The sequence below is a fragment of the Enterococcus sp. AZ128 genome, assembly GCF_051714485.1.
Lineage (GTDB): Bacteria > Bacillota > Bacilli > Lactobacillales > Enterococcaceae > Enterococcus_A.
Window position 1 is genome coordinate 998687 of record NZ_JBIORZ010000001.1, and the last position, 24026, is coordinate 1022712.

Sequence of the window (24026 nt, forward strand, 5' to 3'; positions counted from 1 at the left end):
TTTTTTGTTCTTTTATAAAGTTTTTGTAATGATCTGTAGAGTACAGCAGCCCTGAAACCACCCGCCGAATTTTTTCGATTAGTTTCTTCCTCGTCACCTCTAAAAGGTCTGGCGCTATCTTAATGGTACATCTAAGATTTTCTTTTTTTAAAATCGGAAACAATGACTAATATAATATAAACGATGTATATAGTCAAATTTTTTTTATTTTTACTTAATTGGTATATATGATATCTGTGAAAATGAGGAACATAGTAACAAAACAGCTTCTGCATTTCATCTGTGAGAAGAATAAGGTAAAATAGAGAAGTATTATGCAGTGAGCGGCTCTGAAGGGAAGCATTTGTTCTTTGTAAAGTCTGTTTACTTATGAATAATGAAATTTTTTTGTGAAGACATTTTTCACAAAAAATAGACGAGAGGGGAAAATAAAATGAATCAACCAGAAAACCTAACAGTTGGAGAATTACGTGAATTTTTGACACAGCTTACTAATAATCCTGAAATTAGTGATAATACCAAAATATTTTTAGATACAGGCTGGGACAGTATCCAAGAAATCAATCCTGATGCTTTAAGTATAGAGGATGCGAAAATGTTTAAGATTGAAGACCCTTTAACCCATGAATTTTTCGGAGGGTATTCTCTGCTTGAAAAAGCAAACAAAATGAAAGCTGAAGGTCCAGTAGAAAAAGTATTAATTATTCGTAACTTATATTAGGAGGCAGAAAATGAATAAAAGACGTTGGGTTGCAGTCGGTATTGCAGTGATATTGTTGATCTTTTCGATAATCTCATCAACAATTAGCCGTAAAAACGAGAATCAAAGGGAACTTAGTCAGGTTAACGAGCTATTGTATGGAACGAATGAACCGCAAGAAAAAATTGAGGAGGCTGGATCAAGCGACGATAAAATTGCTAAATTGGTAGTAGAAGGAACTATTATTGATGATGGTACAAGCGGTCTATTTTCAACTAGCGGCTATAATCATGAATCATTTATGAAACAATTAGCTAAGATTCAGAATGATTCAACAATCAAAGGGATTCTATTAGAGATAAACTCTCCAGGAGGAGCTGTTTATGAAACAGCGGAAATTACACGTGCGTTGAAAGAACTTCAAAACGATAGAAAGATTCCGATTTATGCTTCAATGGAGAGTCAGGCCGCTAGCGGCGGTTACTACATAGCCGCAAATTCTGACCGGATATTTGCTACAGAAGACACAATGACAGGTTCAATCGGGGTTATTATGTCTAGTATGAATTATTCTGGATTGATGGAAAAATTGGGTATCACCGATGCAACCATTAAGAGTGGTGCACTAAAAGATATCGGTTCTTCTTCTAGGCCTCAAACCAAAGAGGATAAAGAAGTTTTACAAGCTTTCGTGGATAGTATGTACGGTCGCTTCGTCAAAACGGTAGCGGATGGACGTAATATGGATGAGGCGCAAGTTCGTAAACTAGCTGATGGAAGAATTTATGATGGCGCTCAGGCTTTAGAAAATGGTTTAGTAGATGCAATTGGTTATCCAGATCAAGCATTAAAGGCTCTACGAAAGGACAAAGGGTTGAGCGATGCTAAAGTTGTTTCATATACTACTGGGTCGACTAATTTTATGAACACATGGTTAGGCAATAGCTTAGCCGAATTTCAAGGTATTAAACCTTCTCAAGATGAGTTGGTTAGAAATATCGTTGAAAGTATCGGCACTCCCCAGGCTCCAAAAGCGATGTATCTTTATGGAGGTGAGTAATAATGACTGAGGAGATTAGTCAAAAACCAGCAGTAGGACCTGTGACGCAATTGCTTGAAAAGAAAATACGTAAACCGGATTTTCATCATTACCCAGACTATTTTTTTTCGGGTTTTTGGATTCGATTTTTTGCGTATTTGTTGGATCTAATCTGCATTTCGGCTATCACTGGAATCTTATTGGGTCTACCTGCGAATCTTATTGGGTTAACCAAGAGTTCTGAGTTAGTAAGTGTTTATGGATTTTTGACATTGTTGATCTACCTAGCATATTTTATTTTGATGACAAAAATGAACCATGGACAAACGATTGGAAAGATGGCTTTTGGGATTCGTGTAGTCTGTTTTAAAGAAGAGGAACTGAGTTGGCAAACGGTTCTGATCCGAGAAGGAGCTTGCCGTTTTATTTTACGGGGATCGTTTTTTATGATAGGTTATCTTATCACCATTTTTACACCGAATAAGCAGCACATTGGGGATTATTTCTCTGACACGAGTGTTGTGACACTAAATTTATTAGCAGCTAGAGAGGGCTTAGTATAAGAATGAATCCAATTGAATTCCCTAACAATGATCACTACTACTTAACGCTCGCAGAAGAAGCTTTTTCAGCAGGGGACTATTCGCAAGCGTTAGAGAACTACAAACTTGCTTATCAAGTAAATCCATCCTCTAAACTTAACCGATTAATTGCGAGTTTGGCATTAGAACAAGGTTATTTTCCAGAGGCACTTGAGTATTCAGAAGAAAGAGCTGACAGTTATCTCGAAACAGCGGAGACTATTGATTTGTATTTGCAGATTCAATTATACTCTCAAAGATTCTTCGCTGCCCGTGAATTCTTATGGCGAGCACAAAAATACAAGTATTTAACTGAAGAACAGAAAAATCTTTGGCTAATGCGTATTGAGGAGCAAGAATCTTTTTATCAAAGGCAACAGCTGGCAAAAATCAAGCAGCTGGAGAACGAATTAAACCAGCTTCCATCCTTGCTGGCAATGGAACAGCTAATACTTGTTCGGAAAATCAAGCAGTTACCTGAAAGGCAGTTAAAAGCATTGGCTAAAAGTTTTATGGTGGATTCTCAAGTTGCACCATTGGTTCGCAGTTATCTATTTGAGAGTATGGCACGGATGGGTGTTACTGAAAAGACTCGGTATCTGAGCATCCAAAACGAAATTGTAGAATTGTCACCGGCTAAATCTGGGGTTGATGAATCTTTGCAAAGTGCTATTGGAACTCGTTTGACTGAATGTCTAGGTAATGAAAATCCGACATTGTTAGCGAATTTATTAGAAGAGGTTAATGTAGAAATGGCATTTTTATATCCATTACAAAGTTCTTTTATGAAACCGGAGGCTTGGGTTGCTAGTTATTTGGCGGAGTATTCAGAGTATTCTGCTTCCCTTGATGAGAGGGTTGAAATGATCCGTGGGGAAATAAAACAACTGATGTTCGATTATCATTAAAAAATACCGAGAGCAAAAGCTTTATATTTACATTTCACAATCAGTAGTGTAATATTTAATGGTATGCAAAATGCAAGTATATTAGTATTCGGAGGGAACAAACGTGACTGTAAATTTTGAAAAAACGGGCACCAATGATGGTGTGTTAACATTCTCAATTGAACAAACTGAGATTCAAAAAGGGTTAACAAATGCATTCAACAAAGTGAAAAAAAATCTTAATGTACCTGGCTTCCGCAAAGGAAAGGTATCTCGCCAAGTATTTAACCGTATGTACGGTGAAGAAGCATTGTATGAAGACGCATTAAACGATGTATTACCAACAGCTTATGAAGCTGCTGTTAAAGAAGCAGGCATTGATCCAGTCTCTCAACCCAAAATTGACGTAGACAGCATGGAAAAAGGCGAAGCTTGGGTTATCAAAGCAGAGGTTACTGTGAAACCTGAAGTTAAATTAGGCGATTATAAAGAATTAGAAGTTCCTAAACAAGATGTTGAAGTTTCAGACGCTGATGTAGATGCACGTTTGAAATCAGAACAAGAAGCTCAAGCAGAATTAGTAATTAAAGAAGATGAAGCGGCTGAAAATGGCGACACTACTGTAATTGATTTTGAAGGTTTTGTTGGAGAAGAAGCTTTTGAAGGTGGAAAAGGTGAAAACTATTCTCTTGAATTAGGTTCTGGTTCATTTATTCCTGGTTTTGAAGAACAATTAGTTGGACATAAAGCTGGCGAAAGTCTAGATGTAACTGTAACCTTCCCAGAAGACTATCAAGCGGAAGATTTAGCTGGTAAAGAAGCGATCTTCAAAGTAACGATTCATGAAATTAAAGCAAAAGAATTACCTGAGTTAGACGACGATTTTGCTAAAGATGTTGACGAAGAAGTAAATTCTTTAGACGAATTAACAGCAAAATATCGTGATGAATTGACAAAACAAAAAGAAGAAGCTGCAAAAGAAGCTAAAGACGAAGCAGCAATCAAGCAAGCTGTTGAAAATGCTGAAATCGTTGAACTTCCACATGTAATGGTGCACGATGAAGTTCATCGTTCAATGGATGAGTTCTTAAACAATATGCAACGTCAAGGAATCTCTCCAGAAATGTATTACCAATTAACTGGTTCTACTGAAGAAGATCTTCATACACAATTTGAAGGTGAAGCTGAAGGGCGAGTTAAAACGAACTTAGTAATGGAAGCTATCGTTGAAGCAGAGAAAATCGAAGCTTCTGAAGAAGATATTGCTAAAGAAATTAAAGATTTGGCTGAGATGTATCAAATGCCAGAAGAACAAATTAGCCGTGTCCTGACAGAAGATATGTTAGAGCATGACATCAAGATGAAAAAAGCAGTTGAACTTGTTACTGGGACAGCTGTAGAAAAATAGATCTATTTTTAGGTAATCAATACAAAAAATAAGGAAATATTGGTATGCGGTACAAGCTTTTGTACTGCATACTTTTTTATTTTGTTCAACTAACTAGTCGGATTTGATTGCCGTTGATGAAGCTTGGCAACTTAGTTTTCCACTTTTTTATAGATATTTATAATGAATAACTTCAAAATAACGCTTAAATTTGGTAATATTGAATTATTAATGAAATGAGGTCGTTCTCGTTTTTTTATTTTTTGTAATCAAGCAGTTTTTATATCTTAAGGAGGAGAAAATGAAGAAGAAAATTTTAGGACTATGTTTTTTAACTGTTTTATGTCTGAATTTATCATCTACAGCTTTAGCTGAGGAAAATCAAATAGCAAGTAATGAACAGACAGTCGAGACGACTGGAACAGTTGATTCAACGGATAGCACTGAAGCTACTGAGCAATCTACTGAGAATAACGAAGCCGAGATAACAGAGAGTGTCGAAGCAGAAGATGAGGCAACAATACCTCAGTCACAAATGGAGACTGCTGAAGGAACAATGTCTTTACCAAAAGGACGTTCAGATCTCTATCCAACAATTCAATTATTTGCAGCGCTACCTTCTGTTTCAGCGAGTAATACGAATACACCAAGCAAGAGCTTTGTCGATATTTCTTCTCATAATGGAAATATCTCCGTTGCGAGTTTCCAAAAAATGAGAGAATATGGTGTCACAGGTGTCGTCATCAAATTGACTGAAGCGACGAGCTACACAAATCCTAATGCGCAGTCCCAAATCAACAACGCTATGGCTGCTGGGATGAAAGTTTCTGCATATCACTACAGCTGGTTTACTAGCGATGCACAAGCTGTTGCAGAAGCAAATTATTTTGCTGCTGCTGCAAAAAAATTCGGTTTAAGTAACAGTACTGTTATGGTAAACGATATTGAGGAACCTCAGATTCTTGGTAAAGGGAACCATACGAATAATTCTAGAGCTTTCGAAAATCGATTGAAAACTTTGGGTTACGGAAATGTTCGTCATTATATAGGCTTGAATTGGTTGACTACCGGACGAATAAATGCTGCCACTATTGGAAATAAAAATATTTGGGTAGCAGCATATCCGTACAATCTTTCGACTACTAATTTTTATACTCAGTATGGCGCTTGGCAATGGTCTTCGCAATTATCGTTCCCAGGCATCAACGGAAACTTTGACATCAATGCGGATTATACTTCTACTTTTAGTAATCCGGCTACAACACCGCCAGCAAACAGTGTGCAAATGTACCGTGTGTATAATCCTAATAGCGGAGAACATTTCTATACACAAAATGTGGCGGAGAAAAATAATTTAGTTTCAAAAGGGTGGAGATACGAAGGGATAGGATGGAATGGTCCGACATCTGGAAATCCAGTCTATCGCTTATATAACCCAAATGCAGGAGATCATCATTATACACTTAATGCTAATGAGAAAAATAATTTAGTTTCAAAAGGGTGGCGTTATGAAGGAATCTCTTGGTATTCTGGAGGATCAAATGCATTGCACCGATTATATAATCCAAATGCCAAAGCTGGATCACATCATTATACATTGAATACTAATGAAAAAAATAATTTAGTTAAGCAAGGCTGGAGATATGAAGGATTAGCTTGGTATGCTAAATAGAAAAAGGTTCTCGAGAAATCGAGAACTTTTTTCTTTAGATTTCCTTTTTATTTACCACTGGTTTCTTTGTCTTTTCAAGGCTTTATGTTATTATAGATAAAGACTGCAATCGTGGAAACATTTGTAGAGAAATAATCAAGAGGTGACAGCCATGTATGAGAGCACAGGCGCAGGTGAAACAGTCCGCTGTTCATTTTGCGGGAAGACCCAAGAGGAAGTAAAAAAAGTCGTTGCGGGTCCCGGAGTTTACATCTGTAATGAGTGTATTGACCTTTGTAAAGAAATTATAGACGAAGAATTCCATGAAGAAGCTATTCGTGAATTTATTGATGTGCCAAAACCAAAAGAATTACTAGATGTTTTGAATCAATATGTTATTGGTCAAGATCAAGCTAAAAAGGCATTGTCGGTTGCGGTATACAATCATTATAAACGAGTAAATACTGAAAATGATGGAATAGATGAAGTTGAGTTGCAAAAGAGTAATATTTGTTTAATAGGACCAACCGGTTCAGGGAAAACATTTTTGGCGCAAACGTTGGCCAGAACTCTAAATGTACCATTTGCGATTGCTGATGCGACTAGTCTGACTGAAGCGGGGTATGTTGGTGAAGATGTCGAAAATATTCTATTGAAGTTATTACAATCCGCAGATTATAATGTTGAACGAGCGGAAAAGGGTATTATCTACATTGACGAAATCGATAAAATCACGCGTAAGAGCGAGAATGTTTCAATCACTCGTGACGTTTCAGGCGAGGGTGTGCAACAAGCCTTGCTTAAGATTCTTGAAGGAACAGTTGCCAGTGTGCCACCGCAAGGAGGACGTAAGCACCCTCATCAAGAATTTATCCAAATTGATACAACAAATATTTTATTTATCGTTGGCGGCGCATTCGATGGAATCGAAACAATCGTTAAAAATCGTTTAGGTGAAAAAACGATTGGCTTTGGTAAGAATAATAAGAAAATCGATGAAGATGCAAGTATTATGCAACAGATTATTCCAGAAGACTTATTGAAGTTTGGGTTGATCCCAGAGTTTATTGGACGTTTACCAGTTACGACAGCTTTAGAAAAATTAACAACAGAAGATTTGGTTCGTATTTTAACTGAACCTAAAAATGCGTTAGTTAAGCAATACCAAAAATTACTTTCTTATGATGATACTGATTTATCATTCGATGCGGATGCATTAAATGCGATTGCTGATAAAGCAATTACTCGTAATACAGGCGCACGTGGCTTACGATCAATCATCGAAGACGTTATGATGGATGTTATGTTTGACATTCCTTCAGATGAATCAATCGAAAAAGTAATCGTAACAAAAGATTCTGTAGAAGGATCTGGGAAACCCATTATTGAGTATCATAGCGATAAGAAAAAAGCAGGTTAGCAAGTAAGGAGCTGTGACAAAAGTCTTGTCACAGCTCCTTTTCCGAACAAATGGTGTGACAGAGGTAGTTTCTTCGGAAGTAATCCGAAATTTCTTGAAGTTGCCCTACTTCTGTTATAACCTCTTTTTGAAAGGCGTGAAAGAATGAAAGTGCATAATGCAGAGATCGTTATCAGTGCGGTCTCACCAAAACAATATCCTGAAACTGATCTGCCAGAAATCGCTTTGGCAGGACGTTCAAATGTGGGTAAATCTTCCTTTATTAATACTTTAATTGATCGTAAAAATTTGGCTAGAACCTCTGGAAAGCCAGGAAAGACTCAAACACTAAATTTTTATTTAATCGAAAATGCGTTGCATTTTGTGGATGTACCCGGATATGGATACGCGAAAGTTTCTAAAACAGAACGGGCAAAATGGGGCGAAATGATCGAAACATATATTACTAGTCGCAAGCAATTGCGTTCAGTTGTTTCGTTAGTCGATGCACGCCACGATCCTAGTAAAGAGGATATCCAGATGTATGAATTTTTGAAGTATTATGGTATCCCTGTAATCGTTGTGGCCACGAAGGCAGATAAGATACCTCGCGGAAAATGGAATAAACATACGAGTGCTATCAAAAAAAAATTAGACTTTGACCCGAATGATACTTTCATTCTTTTCTCTTCTGAGACAAAAAAAGGAAAAGAAGAAGCATGGCAAGCAATTGAAGCTGCAATCGAAAAGGACCAGGCTTAAGCCTGATCCTTTTTTTTGCTATTTTGTTCTGTTTTTGGTTTTAAGAACTTCTGGATATCCTCATCCTTCTGCACTTTTTTGTCTGGATCAACTGCAAATGATTCAAACAACTTATCTAAATCATCGGTTTTTTCAAATTTTAGCCCCATCTGAACACCTCCATTTTAGTTTTAACACAATTTATTATAGTATACAATTTTTTTAAACTTAGTAATCAATTTTATAGGGTTTTTTAAATCTTTAAGATATAATTATAATAAGGCAATTAGGAAGGGGGAAGGCAATGGGAAATAATCAGAAGATCTACAGTGTCAGTCAACTTTATGATTTAAAGCAAGATGATATCCAATCGAAAATCAAGGACTGGCTAATCATGAGTCGTCTATTGCTGGAACCAGACAGTATGTTGATTAATGGGAAAGAACAGCCATTTGATCACGATTACTTACAGAGGATTATCGCTAAATTCGGTACAAAAGAAGATTGCTGGTTACAATTAAAGAATGAAGAAGAGGAAATGACAGTTCATCTATTGGGAGACACACTATTCGAGAAGTGTATTTTTAAAGAGAAGAATTTTTACTATTGGGAAAATGTGTATTTAGATTATTTAAAATCTCGCTTAATCGAACATGGCTTTTTCTCGTATATACGTTCCTATGAGGAATATTTGTATCATAATACGAGTGAGTTATCTAAGCGTCGCTCATTTGAAACGGCTGAAGAAACAAATGCTTTACCAAAAATGAAAGGTCTTAATGGTGATGCAGTAGTGGATTGTAATGCCTTTCCTGGATACGATGTTTTTTATAAAGGGGTTTGTTTGACGGCTTGTTGGTGGCTATTCTTAGGAGAACCATACAAAAAACTTTTTGCTAAACAATTATTGTTAGAAATCCAGCAGGTAGAAGAAGTTGCCGAGCTTGGTTCAGGTGTTTTTTTTGAGTTGTATAAGGATCCTTTTCAGTGGAAGGAGAAGGCAAACCTGAATTTTCAACAGCTATTTCGTGATCAATTAGGAATTGCACAATTATCTTATACAAATGGTGTGGGATTGTTGAAGCAACCATATATTGAGTTTGCCTTTGAAGATACTGTGGTCCAAACCGTTCAATATCAGAACGAACAATTTCAGCCAACCGAAAAGAGTGAGGCTTCCTATTTTGTGACTCGTACCTATAACTTTTTAACAAACCAATATCGTGTTAATCGAATGAAAGGTGGCTTGAATGCGTTAGCCTACTTTCCTTGGATCGATGACGAAAGCGAGCGAATGATGAATTATCATATTTTGTATCCTGAGCTTACGCTTGATAAAGGCTTAGCAGCTTTTGAATACTACATTCGTGATTCAATTGAATTCGAGATTCAAGATATGCGCTACAAGGATTATACTGCTGTATTACAATTATTTATTCCTAAGAAAGCTTTTTTGGATTTCCCTTTGGAAGATTTAAAATTTGCGCTAAGAGATATGACGATTCATCAAGTTAGTCGCAAAAATGATTCCCTTACTTTCTCATTGGAAAAAGAAGCGAAGCATTTGATCGTATCATTTATTGACCAAAAAAAGGTATCAGCTAAGAATCAGTTAGACATACTTGAAATATAGAAGGATACGAGTTTAGCGTTCTTGTCGTAAAAAAGCAACTATAGAGTGAGCAAAATGAAGGTTCAAGTGATTTTGTAATGATAGACTGAGTGAAAGGTAGTTTTTTACTAAAAAAGGAGAGGTTAATTATGGATCGAAGATATATCAAGATTATGGGTAGTTGTTTACTGATCGTTGGGATAATTTTTGGCTTGCCGCTTGCTTCACTTGAGATTCCTTTGTCAATTGCAGTGTTCTTTATTGGTATGATTCTATTTACGATTAAACCAAAACCTCAACCAGTTCGTGCGCGTAGAAAAGATCGCTGGATGTAATAAAAAAACACTCTCAATTCGAGAGTGTTCAGACTGTAGACAAAAGACGTCCCAAACTCTTGATTTGAGTTTAGGCCGTCTTTTTATCTGATTTCTTACGAAATTCAGAACAAAAAAATAAAGGCTCTTTGCCTTTCCATAACCAAGTGGCCAATTTCTTTAAATTCATTGCAGCAAACACTAGCATCGTATGCGTCGCAACTTTTTCCAAGCCTCGATACTTGGTCCAACGCATTCCATGCTTTTCTTTTGCATCCGCAAATATTCGTTCAATCGTTTCTTTTCGTTTTCTGTAAATGGCTTTATTCAAGTCTGTCAGACGAAGATGCTCTATCTCATCCATCAAAGCTCCCCAAACATGTCTTGTGATGACTCGTTGATGATTCTTACTTTTGGTACATTGTTTTAGTAAAGGACAGTGGACACATTCTTTTGGATTAGATTTGTATTCTCGGTAGCCTTCTCGAGTAACCGTTGAAAAATTGAGCATTTGATCCTGCGGACAAATATAACAATCAAAATACTCGTCGTAGAGAAACTTATTTTTTAATAACAGGTCCTTTTTCCCTTTGGACCTTGAATAAGGCAAACAAGGCCGAAGGTTCAAATGAGTCAAAAAGTGAACAAACTTTGGTGTCTTATAGCCGGCATCCGCAACCACTCGTTTGATTTCTGGAAAAAGTCTCTTCGATTGTTTGACGAGTTGAAACGCGACTTGACTGTCATGAATATTTCCTGGAGTCACGATTGTGCTGAGAACAAATCCGTTGTCGTCGCATGAGGTATGGGCAGAATAAGCAAATTGTTTTTCTCGTTCGCCTTTGACGTAGTAGCCGCTTTCCGGGTCAGCCTTACTTATTTTTCTTTCTTTCAGCTTCACTTCCTTTTCTAAGTCCAAAGTAAAAGGGCGTTTTCCGGCTTCGATTCGTTGGCGATTGATTTCATCTTCTAGTTCATCCTGATAGGCTTTCGCTTCATCATGCGTCATTTCTTTCGTAAACCTATGTTTATTGGCATTGGCTTTGATGTGAGTCGAATCAAGATACAAATTATCTTCTGTTACAAAACCGGCTTTAATTGCTTGTTCCAAAATATAAGCAAAAATATCCTCAAACAGTGTCGTTTCTCTAAACCGGCGTACGTAATTTTTTCCAAAGGTTGAAAAATGGGGGATTTTCTCTTCGAAAGAATAACCTAAAAACCAGCGATAAGCGACATTGGTGTCGACTTCCTTGATGGTTTGTCGCATGGAACGGATGCCGAATAAATATTGGATAAACACTAATTTGATCAGAATCACCGGATCAATACTTGGCCTACCTAAATCGGAGTAAGTGGCTTCGACGATTGGATAAATAAATTCAAAATCAAGCGAGGCGTCAATCTTTCGAACGAGGTGGTCTTGAGGGACCAGGTCATCAATCGTGAGCATCGCGAATTGATTTCTGCCGTTCGTATTTTTTTTAGACATCATAAATACCACTCCTTGTATTCGGTTTCATAAATCTATTATAAAAGAAAAGACTGTAGACAGCATCCATAAAGTGGACTTTGTCTACAGTCTGAAACACTCTCAATTCGAGAGTGTTTTTTGTTAACGACTTCAGTCAGTTTCGCTCGCGGTAGCGAGTGAAACAAAAAAACCGCGCGTTTCTACGCGTGGACGAAAAAGCTTTAGCGTTAAAAACTCCTTTCGATATACTAATAAGTGGCTACCAACCGCTCATTTTATCGAAAGGAGTTTTTTCATGTCATCAAATGACGACAAAAGTTTATCACATACAAGATGGAATTGTAAGTACCACATCGTGTTCACTCCAAAATATAGAAGGAAAGTAATCTATGGAGAATTGAGAAAGGATATCGGAAGGATTTTGCGCAAGCTCTGTGAAATGAAAGAAGTAGAAATCATCGAAGCTCATGCAATGCCAGATCATATTCATATGTTAGTAAGAATTCCACCCAAAATAAGCATTTCCTACTTCATGGGATTTTTAAAAGAGAGAAGCGCGACACTGATCCATGAACAGCATGGAAACTTAGTCTATAAATATGGGAATAAAAGTTTCTGGTCAAAAGGGTATTACGTAAGTACAGTGGGTTTGAATCAGAAAACAATCGCAAAATATATACGAGAACAGGAATCAGATGATCGTATTCGAGATAGTATAAGTAAACGAGAATACGTTGATCCGTTCAAGAGTAAGAAAAAGAAATAAAGTAGCGAGCGACGAGCGGTTGGCGATCTTTTAGAAAGCTCCATTTATGGAGTGTGTGAGCGGGGACCTCTTCTAGAGGTGTTAAAAAGCCACCCGTTTTCACGGGTGGATGGGTTACTTTATTTAGTGGCAGGTTTTTTTACTAAACCGTAGATTACACCCGAAACGATTGCGCCAATGGCGATAAACAAAAGATATAGTAGCGGATGACTCAAAAGTAGAACTACGAAGATACCGCCGTGAGGAGCAAGCAGCTTGATGCCGACAGCACCGACTAATCCACCAGCTAATGCCGAACCAACAACGAAACTTGGAATAACACGGATTGGGTCAGCAGCAGCAAACGGGATTGCACCTTCTGTAACGAAGGAAAGTCCCATGACTATGTTAGTCAAACCAGCATCAACTTGACTCTTTTCAAATTTATTTTTGAATAAACGAGTCGCAACGAAAATTGCTAATGGAGGAACCATTCCGCCTGCCATAACAGCAGCCATCACGATAGAACCACCTTGAGCAACGCTTGAAGCAAGGGTTGCAGTACCGAATACATAAGCGGCTTTATTGATAGGTCCACCTAAGTCAATGGCCATCATTCCGCCAAGCAAAGCGCCCAATAAAATAGCATTTGATCCACTAAGACCAGTTAGAAAGCCGTTTAAACCATCATTGATAGCCTTCATCGGGACGTTAACTAATAGCATCAAGAAGCCGGTGATCATTAAACCAAAGAAGGGATAAAAAAGAATCGCTTTAATTCCTTCAAGTGATTTAGGTAGGTTTTTGAACAGTTTCTTCAAGAAGATTATGACATATCCAGCAAGAAATCCACCAATTAATGCACCTAAGAAACCAGCACCACCTGTATTTGCTAAAGCACCAGCAGCAAATCCGGCAATCAAACCAGGACGATCAGCAATACTTGATGCAATAAAACCAGCGAGTACTGGAAGCATGAAACCGAATGCGGCTCCGCCAATTTGGTTGAACCAGCTGGCAGCTTGATTATAATTCCCCAGATTAGCAAGCTCTGATTGAGGAACCCCCATGAATTGGTCAATCATGAATGACAATGCGATCATGATACCGCCACCGATAACAAATGGCAACATATGGGAAACACCATTCATTAAATCTTTATAGATACGTTGACCTAAAGTGCCATTATCACTTTTTTCTTCATCAGCCGAAGCATCTTCACCATTTCCATGATAAACAGGGGCTTTGCCGCTTAATGCCAAGTTGATCAATTCTTCTGGTTTGCGAATGCCATCGCTTACAGGGCGATTAACTAATTCTTTTCCATTGAAGCGATTCATCTCAACTTTTTTATCAGCAGCTATGATAACGCCATCTGCACGAGCGATTTCATCATCTGTTAGGCGATGCTTAATTCCTTCAGAACCATTGGTTTCAACTTTTATATCTACGCCCATTTCTTTGGCCTTTTTCTTCAAAGCATCTTCAGCCATATATGTGTGGGCGATACCAGTAGGGCAAGCCGTTACGGCTACGATATATCGACGATTAGTGTCTTTGATCTTTTCCTTCGATTCAATCTGAGCTTCTGCTTTTTCTTCCGCTTCTTTAGCTCTTTCCGCTTCATCAAAGGTTGCTTGTACTTCGCTAGGTGTTTCTGCTGTTTTCAATTTTTCTACAAAATCAGGATTAATCAAAAGTCTTGATAATGCAGCTAGAGCTTGAAGGTGAGTATCATTGGCACCTTCAGGAGCAGCAATCATAAAGAACAGGTAAGTTGGCTGTCCATCTAATGACTCATAATCAACTCCATTTTTACTTTTGGCAAATAGAACAGTAGCCTCTTTAACAGCACTATTCTTAGCATGCGGCATCGCGATACCATCACCTAAACCAGTTGAAGTTTGAGCTTCGCGTTTTAAGATACCTTGTTTATAAACATTGATATCTGAAATTCGACCGGCGTCATACATTTTTTGAACCATCTCATCGATTGCTGCCTTTTTATTGGTAGCCTGCAAATCCATGATCATAGCATCTTTGATCAATAAATCCTTAATATCCATTATAATTCCTCCAAATTCTAAATTCATACATATCTTCAACAGAAGTAAAGATAAAAGTTACTTAACCTTTGTAATCTGTACTTCTGGTAATAGTTCTTGAATAAAAGCTGCTGTTGCTAAATCATCTGAAAAAGTAGTAGCACTTCCGCAAGCAACCCCCCACTTAAACGCTTCGACAGGATCGTGAGTTTTAGTAAAATTACCGACAAAACCAGCGATCATTGAATCGCCAGCACCGACAGAATTTTTAACTGGGTGTTGTAAGACATTCGAACGATAAATACCATTTCTAGTAAAAAGCAAAGCGCCATCACCGGCCATCGAAACTAACGCATGTTGCGCGCCTTCATCTAGCAAACGTTGACCAAATGGATAGATATCTTCAACTGAATTGAAAGATGTTTGATATAAATCTGCTAACTCATGATTATTCGGTTTAACCAATAATGGGTTCTTCTCTAAAGCGTTCATCAAATCAGCACCGGTGGTATCAATAACGAACGATGCTCCTTGACGTTCGATGATCTCAATTAACTCTTGATAAAAACCAGTTGGTACACTGGCAGGTTTACTGCCAGACAAGATAACGATGTCATTAGAAGTCAAATTGCCTAAAATTTTTTTTAGATCATTCATTTCATCAACTGAAACAGTGGGTCCTTGACCATTGATTTCAGTTTCTTCGTTTGCTTTCAATTTAATGTTGATTCTTGTGTCATCCGCAATAACTGTAAAGTTGCTCTTAATGGTTTCTCGTTCTATCCATTCTTTGATAAAGCCACCAGTAAAACCGCCAAGAAATCCTAGAGCAGTTGAATCATTATTGATGCGCTTTAAAATACGCGAGACATTTATTCCTTTGCCTCCGGGTAATTTTAAATCACTTTTCATTCGATTGACATCGCCAATCATTAATTGATCAACATGAACGATATAGTCGATCGATGGGTTTAGTGTCACTGTATAAATCATACAGAAACCTCCTTTAGAGTAGTTTGTTCTGTGATTTGATCATGAATAACCAAAGGACAGGTATCTGTGAGGATCGAAGCTGCTGACAATGGAGCGACACTGACAAAACTAGTTTGGTTAAATTTACTGTGATCAACAAGTACGAAAGCTTCTTCTGCTTGTTGGATCGCCGCTCTTTTTAGAATGGCCTCCTCTGGGTCAGGAGTAGAGTAGCCGCTGTCTGTGTGTACACCATTCATACCCATGAATGCTTTATTAAAGCGATATTGCTTTAATTGTTCCAAGGCTTGTGAACCAACAACTGCATCAGTAGCTAGTTTTATACGCCCACCCAGTACAATTGTAGCAATTTGTAATTCGACTAAACGAGCAGCGAGTCCAACAGAGTTCGTTACTACTGTAACTGTATGATCCTTCAGAAAGGAAATCATCTCAGAAGTTGTTGTGCCGGCATCTAAATAAATTACATCACCTTCAGCTATGCAATCAACGGCATATTTAGCCACTAATTTCTTTTGCTGAACGTTTTTGGATGATTTTTCAGTCATACCAGGTTCTTGCTCTAAATGTTGTGGACGTTTAGCACCACCATGAACTCGTTCCAATAAGTCTAAGTCTTCTAATTCTTGTAAATCACGACGGACGGTTGATTCAGATGCATCTAACCAGTGAACTAAATCCTGTGATTTTACCAGTCCATCACGTTCTAGCCAATTGATGATTTTTTTGTGTCGTTCTTCTGTAAGCATTTTCAATCCTCCTTCATTTGAAATGTTACCACATTTATTTTTATAAATCAACCATAAACGTTCATTAACAGTCAAAAACGTTTATTTAGTCGGAGATGATTCGTCTTATTATGAAGGAGCAATCATTTTTTGTATGATGGAAGTAGAGGTGAAGGCTATGGGCAAACAAACAATTTTACAAGGATTTGAATGGTATCTTCCTGCTGTCGGCAAACATTGGCAAACATTGGCTGAGAAAGCAGAAGAATTACGCCATTTTGGCGTGAATGCTGTCTGGATGCCGCCAGCTTATAAAGGATCAGAAGGCATGAATGATGTAGGTTATGGGACTTATGATCTTTATGATCTTGGTGAATTCGATCAAAAGGGCAGTGTTTCTACAAAGTATGGAACTAAAGAAGACTATTTAAGCAGTATTACTGCATTGAAAAAAGCTGGGCTAAAAATTTATGCAGATATTGTCTTCGATCATTTTATGGGCGCAGATGAGACTGAGATAGTTTCGGCAGTTTCTTATCAGTTTGATGATCGAACTAAGCCAAGTTCCGGGGAAGAAGAGATAGAGGCATGGACAAAATTTACTTTTCCTGGTCGACAAGGGGTTTACAATGATTATCAATGGACTTGGAAAAATTTCTCTGGTGTTGATTACGATGCTCGTGAAAAAGACCATGCAATATTTAATTTTGCGGACAAAGGCTGGGAACCAAAAGTTGACGATGAAAATGGCAATTTTGACTATTTGATGGGCTGTAACTTAGATATGGAGAATTCAGAAACAATCGAACAACTGGACAGATGGGGGAAATGGTACCAAGAATTGACTGATGTTGACGGCTATCGATTGGATGCCGTCAAGCATATTCGTTTCGATTTATTTGTCGATTGGATATTACATCGTCGAGAGGAAAAAGGCGAAGAACTCTTTGTTGTCGGTGAATACTGGTCTGATGAGTTAGAAAAATTGCAAGCGTATTTGGATTCGTCTGGCAATTTGATTTCACTCTTCGATGTTCCCTTACATTTCAACTTATTTCAGGCGGCGTCTACAATGGGTGAATTTGATATGCGTCAGATCTTTGATGGTACATTAATTCAAACGCGGCCAGACTGGGCTGTAACATTTGTTGATAATCATGATACACAGCAGGGACAAAGTTTAGAGTCTTGGATAGAAGGTTGGTTCAAATTACACGCTTACAGTCTAATCTTGTTAAGAAACGAAGGAACCCCCGTCGTTTTCTGGGGAGATCTTTATGGGACTGAAAATGCTGAGGCTGTGGGAGAAAGTTTGAATGCCTTGATCAAATTGCGAGAAGTGTTGGACTTCGGTAATCAGGCAGATTATTTGGATGATCCGGATGTGATTGGCTGGACCTTGACAGGTGAGTTTGATGCCGCTGAGTCTGGCGCAGCAATTATTATGACCAATGCTGAGGGTGGAGAAAAAGAGATGACTATCAGCGCGATTCACGTGGGAGAAACATTTGTAGATTTAACAAGGAACAACGAAGCAAAGATCATCTTGGATGAAAACGGACAAGGGATATTTCCAGTTAATGATGGGCAAGTTTCTGTCTACGTAAATGAAAAACTAGCAAGAAAAATACGAGGTTGAGCTTAGCTCAGCCTCGTATTGCTTTATCTTGTATTTTAGCGATTGCTGCATTTGGTCGCTCGTGTATTTGTCGTTTTATTTTTTGTGTATATCCTTCATCCGTTAAAATCATTAATAAGTCACCGATCTTCATGACTGTGTCGCCATGTGTTAGTATTTCTGTAGATCCACGTCTAATTGAAATCAACAGCATTTCTTTAGGCCAGTTAAAGTCTCGTACCATCGTACCATCCAATGTACTTTCGGCTGTGACAGGGATCTCAATAATCGTCTTGCTTCCCGTAATACTGGGCAAATGACCTTTAAGTAAGCGTTCAAGCAACGATTCATATATTGGGTTACCTCCTAACAAGTCATTGATGACATAAGCCGTTAGTGAGCAAACAGCCAATGGCATTAGATGTGTAATGTTGCCAACCATTTCTGTGACTAGAATAATAGCAGTTAAGGGCGCTTTACCAATGGCAGTGAAATATCCAGCCATCGCAAAGATTACAAAATCACGAATTAACATAGCATCTAATCCCAACCATTGATGTAATATAGTTCCATAAATCCCACCAATCAAGGCACCTAATGTTAATATGGGTAAAAAAATTCCTCCAGGAAGATTTGCACCATACGAAATCATTGAAAAAATAAAACGCAGAAAGAACAATAAAAATAATACGGTCAAAGGAAAAACATTTTTACCAATCAATAAAACGATTTGATTTCCTCCTCCTAAATAATGCGGAAAAAAGAAGGCGATAGGAATAATCAATAAGAATGGGACGATTCCATAAAGGTAGTCTGGTAAATGAGTTTTTTTATAGATTCGCGGCAAGGATAAAAGGACAAGTTGGTAGATATATCCTAAAAACCCCAAAATGATTCCTAATAGAATTAATAAGCCATAATATTTTAAGGGTAAGGAAGGAACCTTCGCAATAAATAAAACGGGTTTTAAACCAAAAAAGTTTAGTGAAACCAAATTGGCCGTTAGTGCCGCGGTCAATGAAGTCAACCAAATCAAAGGAGAAAAGTGATGATGCACTTCTTCAATGACAAATAAAAGACCAGCAATCGGCGCATTGAAAGCAGCTCCCAATCCTGCAGCCGCACCACTAGAAATAAAAATTTTCTTTTCAGAGGTAGAAGCACGGGTACATTCGCTGAAACCTTGACCTACCATTGCACCTAATTGAATGGACGGGCCTTCTCGACCAAGAAATAGTCCTGATCCAACTGACAATACCCCGCCGATAAATTTTTTCCAAAGAATTGAAAACCAGTTTAGTTTGATGTCGCCTTGTAAAGTGCCTTCAACTTGAGGGATTCCGCTCCCCTTGATATTTGGTTCTGATTTCATTAAGCCTCCGACAATAACTGACAAGGTCAGCATTACTAGGGACCAAGGAATTAACCACAAAGGATTGCTTTGAAACCATACATAGAGAGTTGCTATGTAGGTCATCATTTTTTCGATTAGCAGACGAAATAGGCTGACGATGAAACCAGCAATTGTTCCAATCAGAATTCCTTTAAAAATAAAAATCACTTTTGTGCTGTCTAAACGTTTGATTTCATGTTCGTTCTTCATGTTTCTCCTCCATACCAATATTAAATTTAGCGCGAATTTTTCAAAAATACAAGGATGAATCAATGAATTCGCTTTTTTAAAATGTTGCTAGTGTCGCTAAACTTTCTGAGATGCTATAATGAAAAAGATTGAATATAGAAAGGACGTTTTGCATGCCAAACAAACAGGAGTTGTTAGCAGGACTTAACCCTAAACAAAAAGAAGCGGTACTTCATACTGAAGGACCGTTATTAATTATGGCGGGAGCTGGAAGTGGAAAGACACGAGTCTTGACACACCGTATTGCTTATTTAATAGAAGAAAAAAATGTAAATCCATGGAATATTTTAGCAATAACTTTCACGAATAAAGCGGCTCGAGAAATGAAGGAGCGTGTTAATAGTATTCTAGGTCAGGGCGGTGAGAGTGTTTGGGTTTCGACTTTTCACTCGATGTGTGTGCGGATTTTACGACGAGATGTTGACGCGATTGGATATGACCGGAATTTTACAATTTTGGATGGTTCTGATCAGTTAACATTGATGAAACGTATCTTAAAGGAATTGAACATTGATCCGAAAAAGTATGATCCTCGTTCGATTTTAGGAACCATTAGTAATGCAAAAAATGAATTGTTGACGCCGGAAACTTATGCTGAACGACAAGGTTCTTTTTTTGAGGAAATCGTGGCACGCTGTTACGATGCTTATCAAAAAGCTTTGAGAAATAATCAAAGTATGGATTTTGATGATTTAATCATGAATACAATTCGCTTATTTGAAGAAAATGAAGAGGTTCTTACTTATTATCAAAATAAATTTCATTATTTACACGTCGATGAATATCAAGATACAAACCATGCTCAATATACCTTAGTAAACATGTTGGCTGCGCGTTTCCAAAACTTATGTGTAGTTGGTGATGCCGATCAAAGTATTTATGGCTGGCGCGGCGCAGATATGCAGAATATTTTAGATTTTGAAAAAGACTATACTGATGCTACAGTCATCCTATTAGAGCAAAATTATCGTTCGACTAAAAGTATTTTGGATGCTGCGAATCAAGTTATCCAAAATAACAGTAATCGTCGAGACAAAAATCTATGGACCGATAATCAAGCTGGAGAGCAGATCACTTATTATCGAGCAGATAGCGAACGTGATGAAGCACAATTCATCGTCGGTAAGATCAAAGATGAGATTCAAACAAATAATCGTAGCTATAACGATTTCGCTGTTCTTTATCGAACGAATGCGCAATCTCGTGTGATTGAAGATACGTTAGTAAAGTCGAATGTTCCTTATACGATGGTTGGCGGTCATAAATTCTACGACCGTAAGGAAATCAAAGATATTATTGCTTACTTGAATATCATCAATAATCCACGTGATGGTGTCAGCTTTGAGCGTGTTATCAATACACCAAAACGCGGGATTGGAGCAGCCTCAGTCGAAAAATTAAGAAATTTTGCAACGCTGCATGATTGGTCAATGGTAGAGGCTTCACAGAATGTTGACTTGGCTAATATCTCTGGTAAAGCTGGTCGAATGATTGGTGAGTTCGGTACGATGATTGCGCAATTTCAAGAAATGGCAGTTTATCTTCCGGTAACAGATCTAGTAGACCAAGTATTAGAGCGTACTGGCTATTTGGATGAGTTGAAAAATCAGCGTACTTTGGAAGCTGAATCACGTTTAGAAAATTTGGAAGAATTCCGTACTGTTACACAAGAATTTGATAAACGGAATGAAGCTCAGGACGAAGCAGATGCGCCAGAAGAAAAATTGGCGATATTTTTGAATGATTTAGCCTTGGTATCAGATTTAGATGATTATCAAGAAGAGAGTGCGCAAGTTACCTTGATGACTCTTCACGCGGCTAAGGGATTAGAATTTCCAATTGTTTTCCTAATTGGTATGGAAGAAAAAATCTTCCCGCTTTCTCGTTCATTGATGGAAGAAGCTGAATTGGAAGAAGAACGTCGCTTAGCCTATGTCGGAATTACTCGCGCGGAAGAAACTTTGTATTTGACGAACGCCTTTTCTCGGACGTTGTATGGAAAGACTCAATATAATCAGCCTTCCCGCTTTGTAGCAGAGATTGATGACAGCTTATTGAATTCAGTAGGAATGCAGCCGCAACCCAAAGTGGCGTTCAATAATTCCTTTGCGTCTAACCCAACTGCGATGAAACCGAAATATCAGCATGCGACTCGAGAGCCAGTGATGAATAAGACTGCATCTGGTGGAGAAAATGAGAATTGGAACCCTGGTGATAAAGTCCAACATAAAAAATGGGGCACGGGAACAGTGGTAAAAGTCAGCGGCAATGCGAAAGATGTTGAGTTAGATATTGCCTTTCCACAACAAGGAGTCAAACGGTTATTGGCAGCTTTTGCGCCAATTCAAAAAATATAAACAATTTTAGGAGGAATCTTCTTGGATCCAATGACTTTTCAGACGGCAGAAAAGCGTTCAGCAGAGCTCCGCGATGAACTGAATCAATATGCGTACGAATACTACGTACAAGATCAGCCTTCGGTGGAAGATTTTGTTTACGATAAAAAATATCAAGAATTAGTTGAGATCGAGACTGAGTACCCAGATCTGATCACACCCGAATCGCCTACTCAACGAGTGGGGGGGAAAGTTTTAGAAGGATTTGAAAAAGTAACTCATGAAATTCCTTTATATAGTTTGAATGATGTTTTTAGCAAAGAAGAATTAATCGCTTTTGATGAACGGGTAAAAAAAACTGTCGGACACCCAGTCTCATACTGTGTAGAACTAAAAATCGACGGACTATCAATCTCATTGAAATATGAAGAGGGCGTTTTTGTTCAAGGTGCTACTCGTGGAGATGGAACTGTCGGCGAAAACATCACGGAAAATTTAAAAACGGTCAAGTCAATCCCTTTGCGGTTGAAAGAGCCTTTATCGATCGAAGTTCGCGGCGAATGCTATATGCCTAAAGCATCATTCGTTAAATTGAATCGTCAGCGGGAAGAAGATGGCAAAGAAGTTTTCGCCAATCCGAGGAACGCTGCGGCCGGAAGTTTGCGTCAATTAGATACTCGGATTGCGGCACAACGAAATTTGAGCACTTTTTTATATACATTAGCAGATTTTGGTCCTTTAGATTCCACGACACAAGACCATGCATTGAACGAAATGTCGCGCCTTGGTTTTCGGACAAATCCTGAGCATCGTGTCTGTGAAACGATTGAAGAAGTTTGGGAATATATTGAAAGCTTCCACGAAACAAGAGATCAATTGTCTTACGAAATCGATGGTATCGTGATTAAGGTAAATGAATTTGATTTACAGGACGAATTGGGTTTCACGGTGAAAGCTCCACGGTGGGCAACCGCCTATAAGTTTCCGCCTGAAGAAGCGCAGACGACGTTATTAGATATTGACTGGACAATTGGTCGCACTGGTGTATTGACACCAACTGCAATTATGGAACCAGTCCGTTTAGCTGGAACGACAGTTGGTCGTGCAAGTCTTCATAATAGTGATTACATTGAAAAAAAAGATATCCGTTTGAAGGATACGATTTTAGTATACAAAGCTGGAGATATTATTCCAGAAGTGGCTCAAGTTATTTTGGAAAAACGGCCAACAAATAGTCAACCTTATCCAGTCCCTACAAACTGTCCTATTTGCGGCAGCGAATTAGTTCATTTAGATGAGGAAGTAGCGTTGCGTTGTATCAATCCAAAATGTCCTGCACAAATCAAAGAGGGGCTAAGTCATTTTGTTTCTCGAAATGCCATGAATATCGAAGGATTAGGTCCTCGTGTACTGGCGCAAATGTTTGATAAAGAATTGGTATCGGATGTGGCTGATTTGTATGCCTTAGATAAAGATCAGCTTCTGACTTTAGATAAAATCAAAGATAAATCGGCAGAAAATATTTTGCAGGCCATCGATGCTAGCCGTGAAAATTCGGTAGAACGTTTGATATTTGGTCTGGGGATTCGACATGTCGGTGCCAAAGCCGCGGGAATCTTAGCCGAACACTTTGGCAGTCTGGAAGCAATGAGTAAAGGTACCAAAGAAGAAATTATCAGCTTGAATACGATTGGTGAAACAATCGCTGACAGTGTTGTAACCTATTTCGAAAATGAAGAAGTTCATGAACTGATGCGGGAACTTGCTGATCGTGGTGTGAACTTAGAATACAAAGGTATCCGTGCAAGTCAACTAGCGGAAGTCGAGTCGCCATTTAAAGATAAAACGGTTGTGTTGACAGGTAAGCTTATTGACTACACTCGTGAAGAAGCGAAGGAAAAGATTCAAAATCTTGGTGGGAAAGTTACAGGCAGTGTCTCTAAAAAAACTGATATTGTAGTTGCTGGTGAAGAGGCAGGAAGTAAGCTAACCAAAGCACAGAATTTAGGCGTTGAAGTCTGGGATGAAAAGCAGATGATCCAAGCAATCGAAGAAAGTCATACAGACTAAACAATTTTGTTTAGAAGGTTGTTGACGATTCCATTAACGAACGAGTATTATAAAAAAGCGTCAA

At 38.2% G+C, this 24026-nt stretch carries 20 protein-coding genes; 14 read left to right on the forward strand and 6 right to left on the reverse strand.

Annotated features, from left to right (window positions below; genetic code table 11):
• Positions 1-433: 433 nt before the first annotated feature.
• The 8 genes from IGI38_RS04930 to yihA all read left to right on the forward strand — a co-directional run bounded on the left by IGI38_RS04930 (position 434) and on the right by yihA (position 8406).
• Positions 434-721 (forward strand): hypothetical protein, encoded by a 288-nt coding sequence (locus IGI38_RS04930; RefSeq protein WP_438727378.1) that lies wholly within the window; start codon positions 434-436, stop codon positions 719-721.
• A 10-nt stretch (positions 722-731) separates the two neighbouring features.
• A complete protein-coding gene (sppA, locus tag IGI38_RS04935) occupies positions 732-1760 on the forward strand; it encodes a signal peptide peptidase SppA (protein ID WP_438727381.1) in 1029 nt (342 codons plus the stop codon).
• Positions 1761-1762: 2 nt separating this feature from the next.
• Entirely contained in the window at positions 1763-2302 is a 540-nt protein-coding gene (locus tag IGI38_RS04940; protein WP_438727384.1) for an RDD family protein, read from the forward strand.
• A 2-nt stretch (positions 2303-2304) separates the two neighbouring features.
• On the forward strand, positions 2305-3228 hold the full coding sequence (locus tag IGI38_RS04945) for a tetratricopeptide repeat protein (protein ID WP_438727387.1): 924 nt from the start codon (positions 2305-2307) through the stop codon (positions 3226-3228).
• 103 nt (positions 3229-3331) lie between these two features.
• Positions 3332-4615, forward strand: a complete 1284-nt coding sequence (gene tig, locus IGI38_RS04950) for a trigger factor (protein WP_438727390.1) — start codon at positions 3332-3334, stop codon at positions 4613-4615.
• Between the two features lie 280 nt (positions 4616-4895).
• Positions 4896-6266, forward strand: coding sequence for a GH25 family lysozyme (locus IGI38_RS04955; protein ID WP_438727393.1), 1371 nt, complete (start codon positions 4896-4898; stop codon positions 6264-6266).
• Positions 6267-6417: 151 nt separating this feature from the next.
• Positions 6418-7665, forward strand: coding sequence for an ATP-dependent Clp protease ATP-binding subunit ClpX (clpX, locus tag IGI38_RS04960; protein WP_438727396.1), 1248 nt, complete (start codon positions 6418-6420; stop codon positions 7663-7665).
• 144 nt (positions 7666-7809) lie between these two features.
• Positions 7810-8406 carry a ribosome biogenesis GTP-binding protein YihA/YsxC gene (gene yihA, locus IGI38_RS04965; protein ID WP_438727399.1) on the forward strand — a complete coding sequence of 199 codons (597 nt, stop codon included), beginning with the start codon at positions 7810-7812 and terminating at the stop codon, positions 8404-8406.
• Here the strand turns inward: yihA and IGI38_RS04970 are convergent.
• Positions 8403-8555 carry an SPJ_0845 family protein gene (locus IGI38_RS04970; protein ID WP_438727402.1) on the reverse strand — a complete coding sequence of 51 codons (153 nt, stop codon included), beginning with the start codon at positions 8553-8555 and terminating at the stop codon, positions 8403-8405. The genes yihA and IGI38_RS04970 overlap by 4 nt on opposite strands.
• Positions 8556-8689: 134 nt before the next feature.
• Between IGI38_RS04970 and IGI38_RS04975 the strand changes: the two genes are divergently transcribed.
• Positions 8690-10018 carry a hypothetical protein gene (locus IGI38_RS04975; RefSeq protein ID WP_438727405.1) on the forward strand — a complete coding sequence of 443 codons (1329 nt, stop codon included), beginning with the start codon at positions 8690-8692 and terminating at the stop codon, positions 10016-10018.
• A 128-nt stretch (positions 10019-10146) separates the two neighbouring features.
• On the forward strand, positions 10147-10332 hold the full coding sequence (locus IGI38_RS04980) for a hypothetical protein (RefSeq protein WP_438727408.1): 186 nt from the start codon (positions 10147-10149) through the stop codon (positions 10330-10332).
• A gap of 70 nt (positions 10333-10402) precedes the next feature.
• Here IGI38_RS04980 and IGI38_RS04985 read toward each other — a convergent pair whose 3' ends face one another.
• The gene (locus tag IGI38_RS04985; protein ID WP_438725998.1) at positions 10403-11806 is read right to left on the reverse strand and encodes an IS1182 family transposase; all 1404 of its coding nucleotides are present in this window, start codon (positions 11804-11806) and stop codon (positions 10403-10405) included.
• 274 nt (positions 11807-12080) lie between these two features.
• On the opposite strand from IGI38_RS04985, the gene tnpA reads away from it, so the two are divergent.
• Positions 12081-12551, forward strand: coding sequence for an IS200/IS605 family transposase (gene tnpA, locus IGI38_RS04990; protein WP_438727411.1), 471 nt, complete (start codon positions 12081-12083; stop codon positions 12549-12551).
• A 119-nt stretch (positions 12552-12670) separates the two neighbouring features.
• Here the strand turns inward: tnpA and IGI38_RS04995 are convergent, their stop codons facing one another.
• Genes IGI38_RS04995 through IGI38_RS05005 form a run of 3 tightly spaced genes read right to left on the reverse strand, consistent with a single transcriptional unit; the run spans position 12671 to position 16317 of the window.
• Complete coding sequence (locus IGI38_RS04995) at positions 12671-14596, reverse strand: PTS fructose transporter subunit IIABC (protein WP_438727414.1); 1926 nt, start codon at positions 14594-14596, stop codon at positions 12671-12673.
• Positions 14597-14653: 57 nt separating this feature from the next.
• Complete coding sequence (gene pfkB / locus IGI38_RS05000) at positions 14654-15568, reverse strand: 1-phosphofructokinase (protein WP_438727417.1); 915 nt, start codon at positions 15566-15568, stop codon at positions 14654-14656.
• Positions 15565-16317: a DeoR/GlpR family DNA-binding transcription regulator gene (locus IGI38_RS05005; protein ID WP_438727420.1), complete on the reverse strand. Its 753-nt coding sequence runs from the start codon at positions 16315-16317 to the stop codon at positions 15565-15567. Before IGI38_RS05005 ends, pfkB begins: the two co-directional genes overlap by 4 nt.
• A 157-nt stretch (positions 16318-16474) precedes the next feature.
• Between IGI38_RS05005 and IGI38_RS05010 the strand changes: the two genes are divergently transcribed.
• Positions 16475-17935 carry an alpha-amylase gene (locus tag IGI38_RS05010; protein ID WP_438730310.1) on the forward strand — a complete coding sequence of 487 codons (1461 nt, stop codon included), beginning with the start codon at positions 16475-16477 and terminating at the stop codon, positions 17933-17935.
• A gap of 7 nt (positions 17936-17942) precedes the next feature.
• Here IGI38_RS05010 and IGI38_RS05015 read toward each other — a convergent pair whose 3' ends face one another.
• Positions 17943-19517 carry a ClC family H(+)/Cl(-) exchange transporter gene (locus IGI38_RS05015; protein WP_438727423.1) on the reverse strand — a complete coding sequence of 525 codons (1575 nt, stop codon included), beginning with the start codon at positions 19515-19517 and terminating at the stop codon, positions 17943-17945.
• Positions 19518-19669: 152 nt separating this feature from the next.
• Between IGI38_RS05015 and pcrA the strand changes: the two genes are divergently transcribed.
• Positions 19670-21913, forward strand: coding sequence for a DNA helicase PcrA (gene pcrA / locus IGI38_RS05020; RefSeq protein WP_438727426.1), 2244 nt, complete (start codon positions 19670-19672; stop codon positions 21911-21913).
• 30 nt (positions 21914-21943) lie between these two features.
• Complete coding sequence (ligA, locus tag IGI38_RS05025; RefSeq protein ID WP_438730312.1) at positions 21944-23962, forward strand: NAD-dependent DNA ligase LigA; 2019 nt, start codon at positions 21944-21946, stop codon at positions 23960-23962.
• Positions 23963-24026 lie beyond the last annotated feature (64 nt).

Bases quoted from the DNA above. Each gene is read 5' to 3' on its own strand.
- IGI38_RS04985 (WP_438725998.1), bottom strand. From the start codon at position 11,806: ATGATGTCTAAAAAAAATACGAACGGCAGAAATCAATTCGCGATGCTC.
- clpX (WP_438727396.1), top strand. From the start codon at position 6,418: ATGTATGAGAGCACAGGCGCAGGTGAAACAGTCCGCTGTTCATTTTGC.
- IGI38_RS05015 (WP_438727423.1), bottom strand. From the start codon at position 19,517: ATGAAGAACGAACATGAAATCAAACGTTTAGACAGCACAAAAGTGATT.
- tnpA (WP_438727411.1), top strand. From the start codon at position 12,081: ATGTCATCAAATGACGACAAAAGTTTATCACATACAAGATGGAATTGT.
- IGI38_RS04940 (WP_438727384.1), top strand. From the start codon at position 1,763: ATGACTGAGGAGATTAGTCAAAAACCAGCAGTAGGACCTGTGACGCAA.
- IGI38_RS04930 (WP_438727378.1), top strand. From the start codon at position 434: ATGAATCAACCAGAAAACCTAACAGTTGGAGAATTACGTGAATTTTTG.
- IGI38_RS04975 (WP_438727405.1), top strand. From the start codon at position 8,690: ATGGGAAATAATCAGAAGATCTACAGTGTCAGTCAACTTTATGATTTA.
- IGI38_RS05005 (WP_438727420.1), bottom strand. From the start codon at position 16,317: ATGCTTACAGAAGAACGACACAAAAAAATCATCAATTGGCTAGAACGT.
- yihA (WP_438727399.1), top strand. From the start codon at position 7,810: ATGAAAGTGCATAATGCAGAGATCGTTATCAGTGCGGTCTCACCAAAA.
- IGI38_RS04980 (WP_438727408.1), top strand. From the start codon at position 10,147: ATGGATCGAAGATATATCAAGATTATGGGTAGTTGTTTACTGATCGTT.
- IGI38_RS04945 (WP_438727387.1), top strand. From the start codon at position 2,305: ATGAATCCAATTGAATTCCCTAACAATGATCACTACTACTTAACGCTC.
- IGI38_RS04955 (WP_438727393.1), top strand. From the start codon at position 4,896: ATGAAGAAGAAAATTTTAGGACTATGTTTTTTAACTGTTTTATGTCTG.
- IGI38_RS05010 (WP_438730310.1), top strand. From the start codon at position 16,475: ATGGGCAAACAAACAATTTTACAAGGATTTGAATGGTATCTTCCTGCT.
- IGI38_RS04970 (WP_438727402.1), bottom strand. From the start codon at position 8,555: ATGGGGCTAAAATTTGAAAAAACCGATGATTTAGATAAGTTGTTTGAA.
- sppA (WP_438727381.1), top strand. From the start codon at position 732: ATGAATAAAAGACGTTGGGTTGCAGTCGGTATTGCAGTGATATTGTTG.
- pcrA (WP_438727426.1), top strand. From the start codon at position 19,670: ATGCCAAACAAACAGGAGTTGTTAGCAGGACTTAACCCTAAACAAAAA.
- IGI38_RS04995 (WP_438727414.1), bottom strand. From the start codon at position 14,596: ATGGATATTAAGGATTTATTGATCAAAGATGCTATGATCATGGATTTG.
- pfkB (WP_438727417.1), bottom strand. From the start codon at position 15,568: ATGATTTATACAGTGACACTAAACCCATCGATCGACTATATCGTTCAT.
- ligA (WP_438730312.1), top strand. From the start codon at position 21,944: ATGACTTTTCAGACGGCAGAAAAGCGTTCAGCAGAGCTCCGCGATGAA.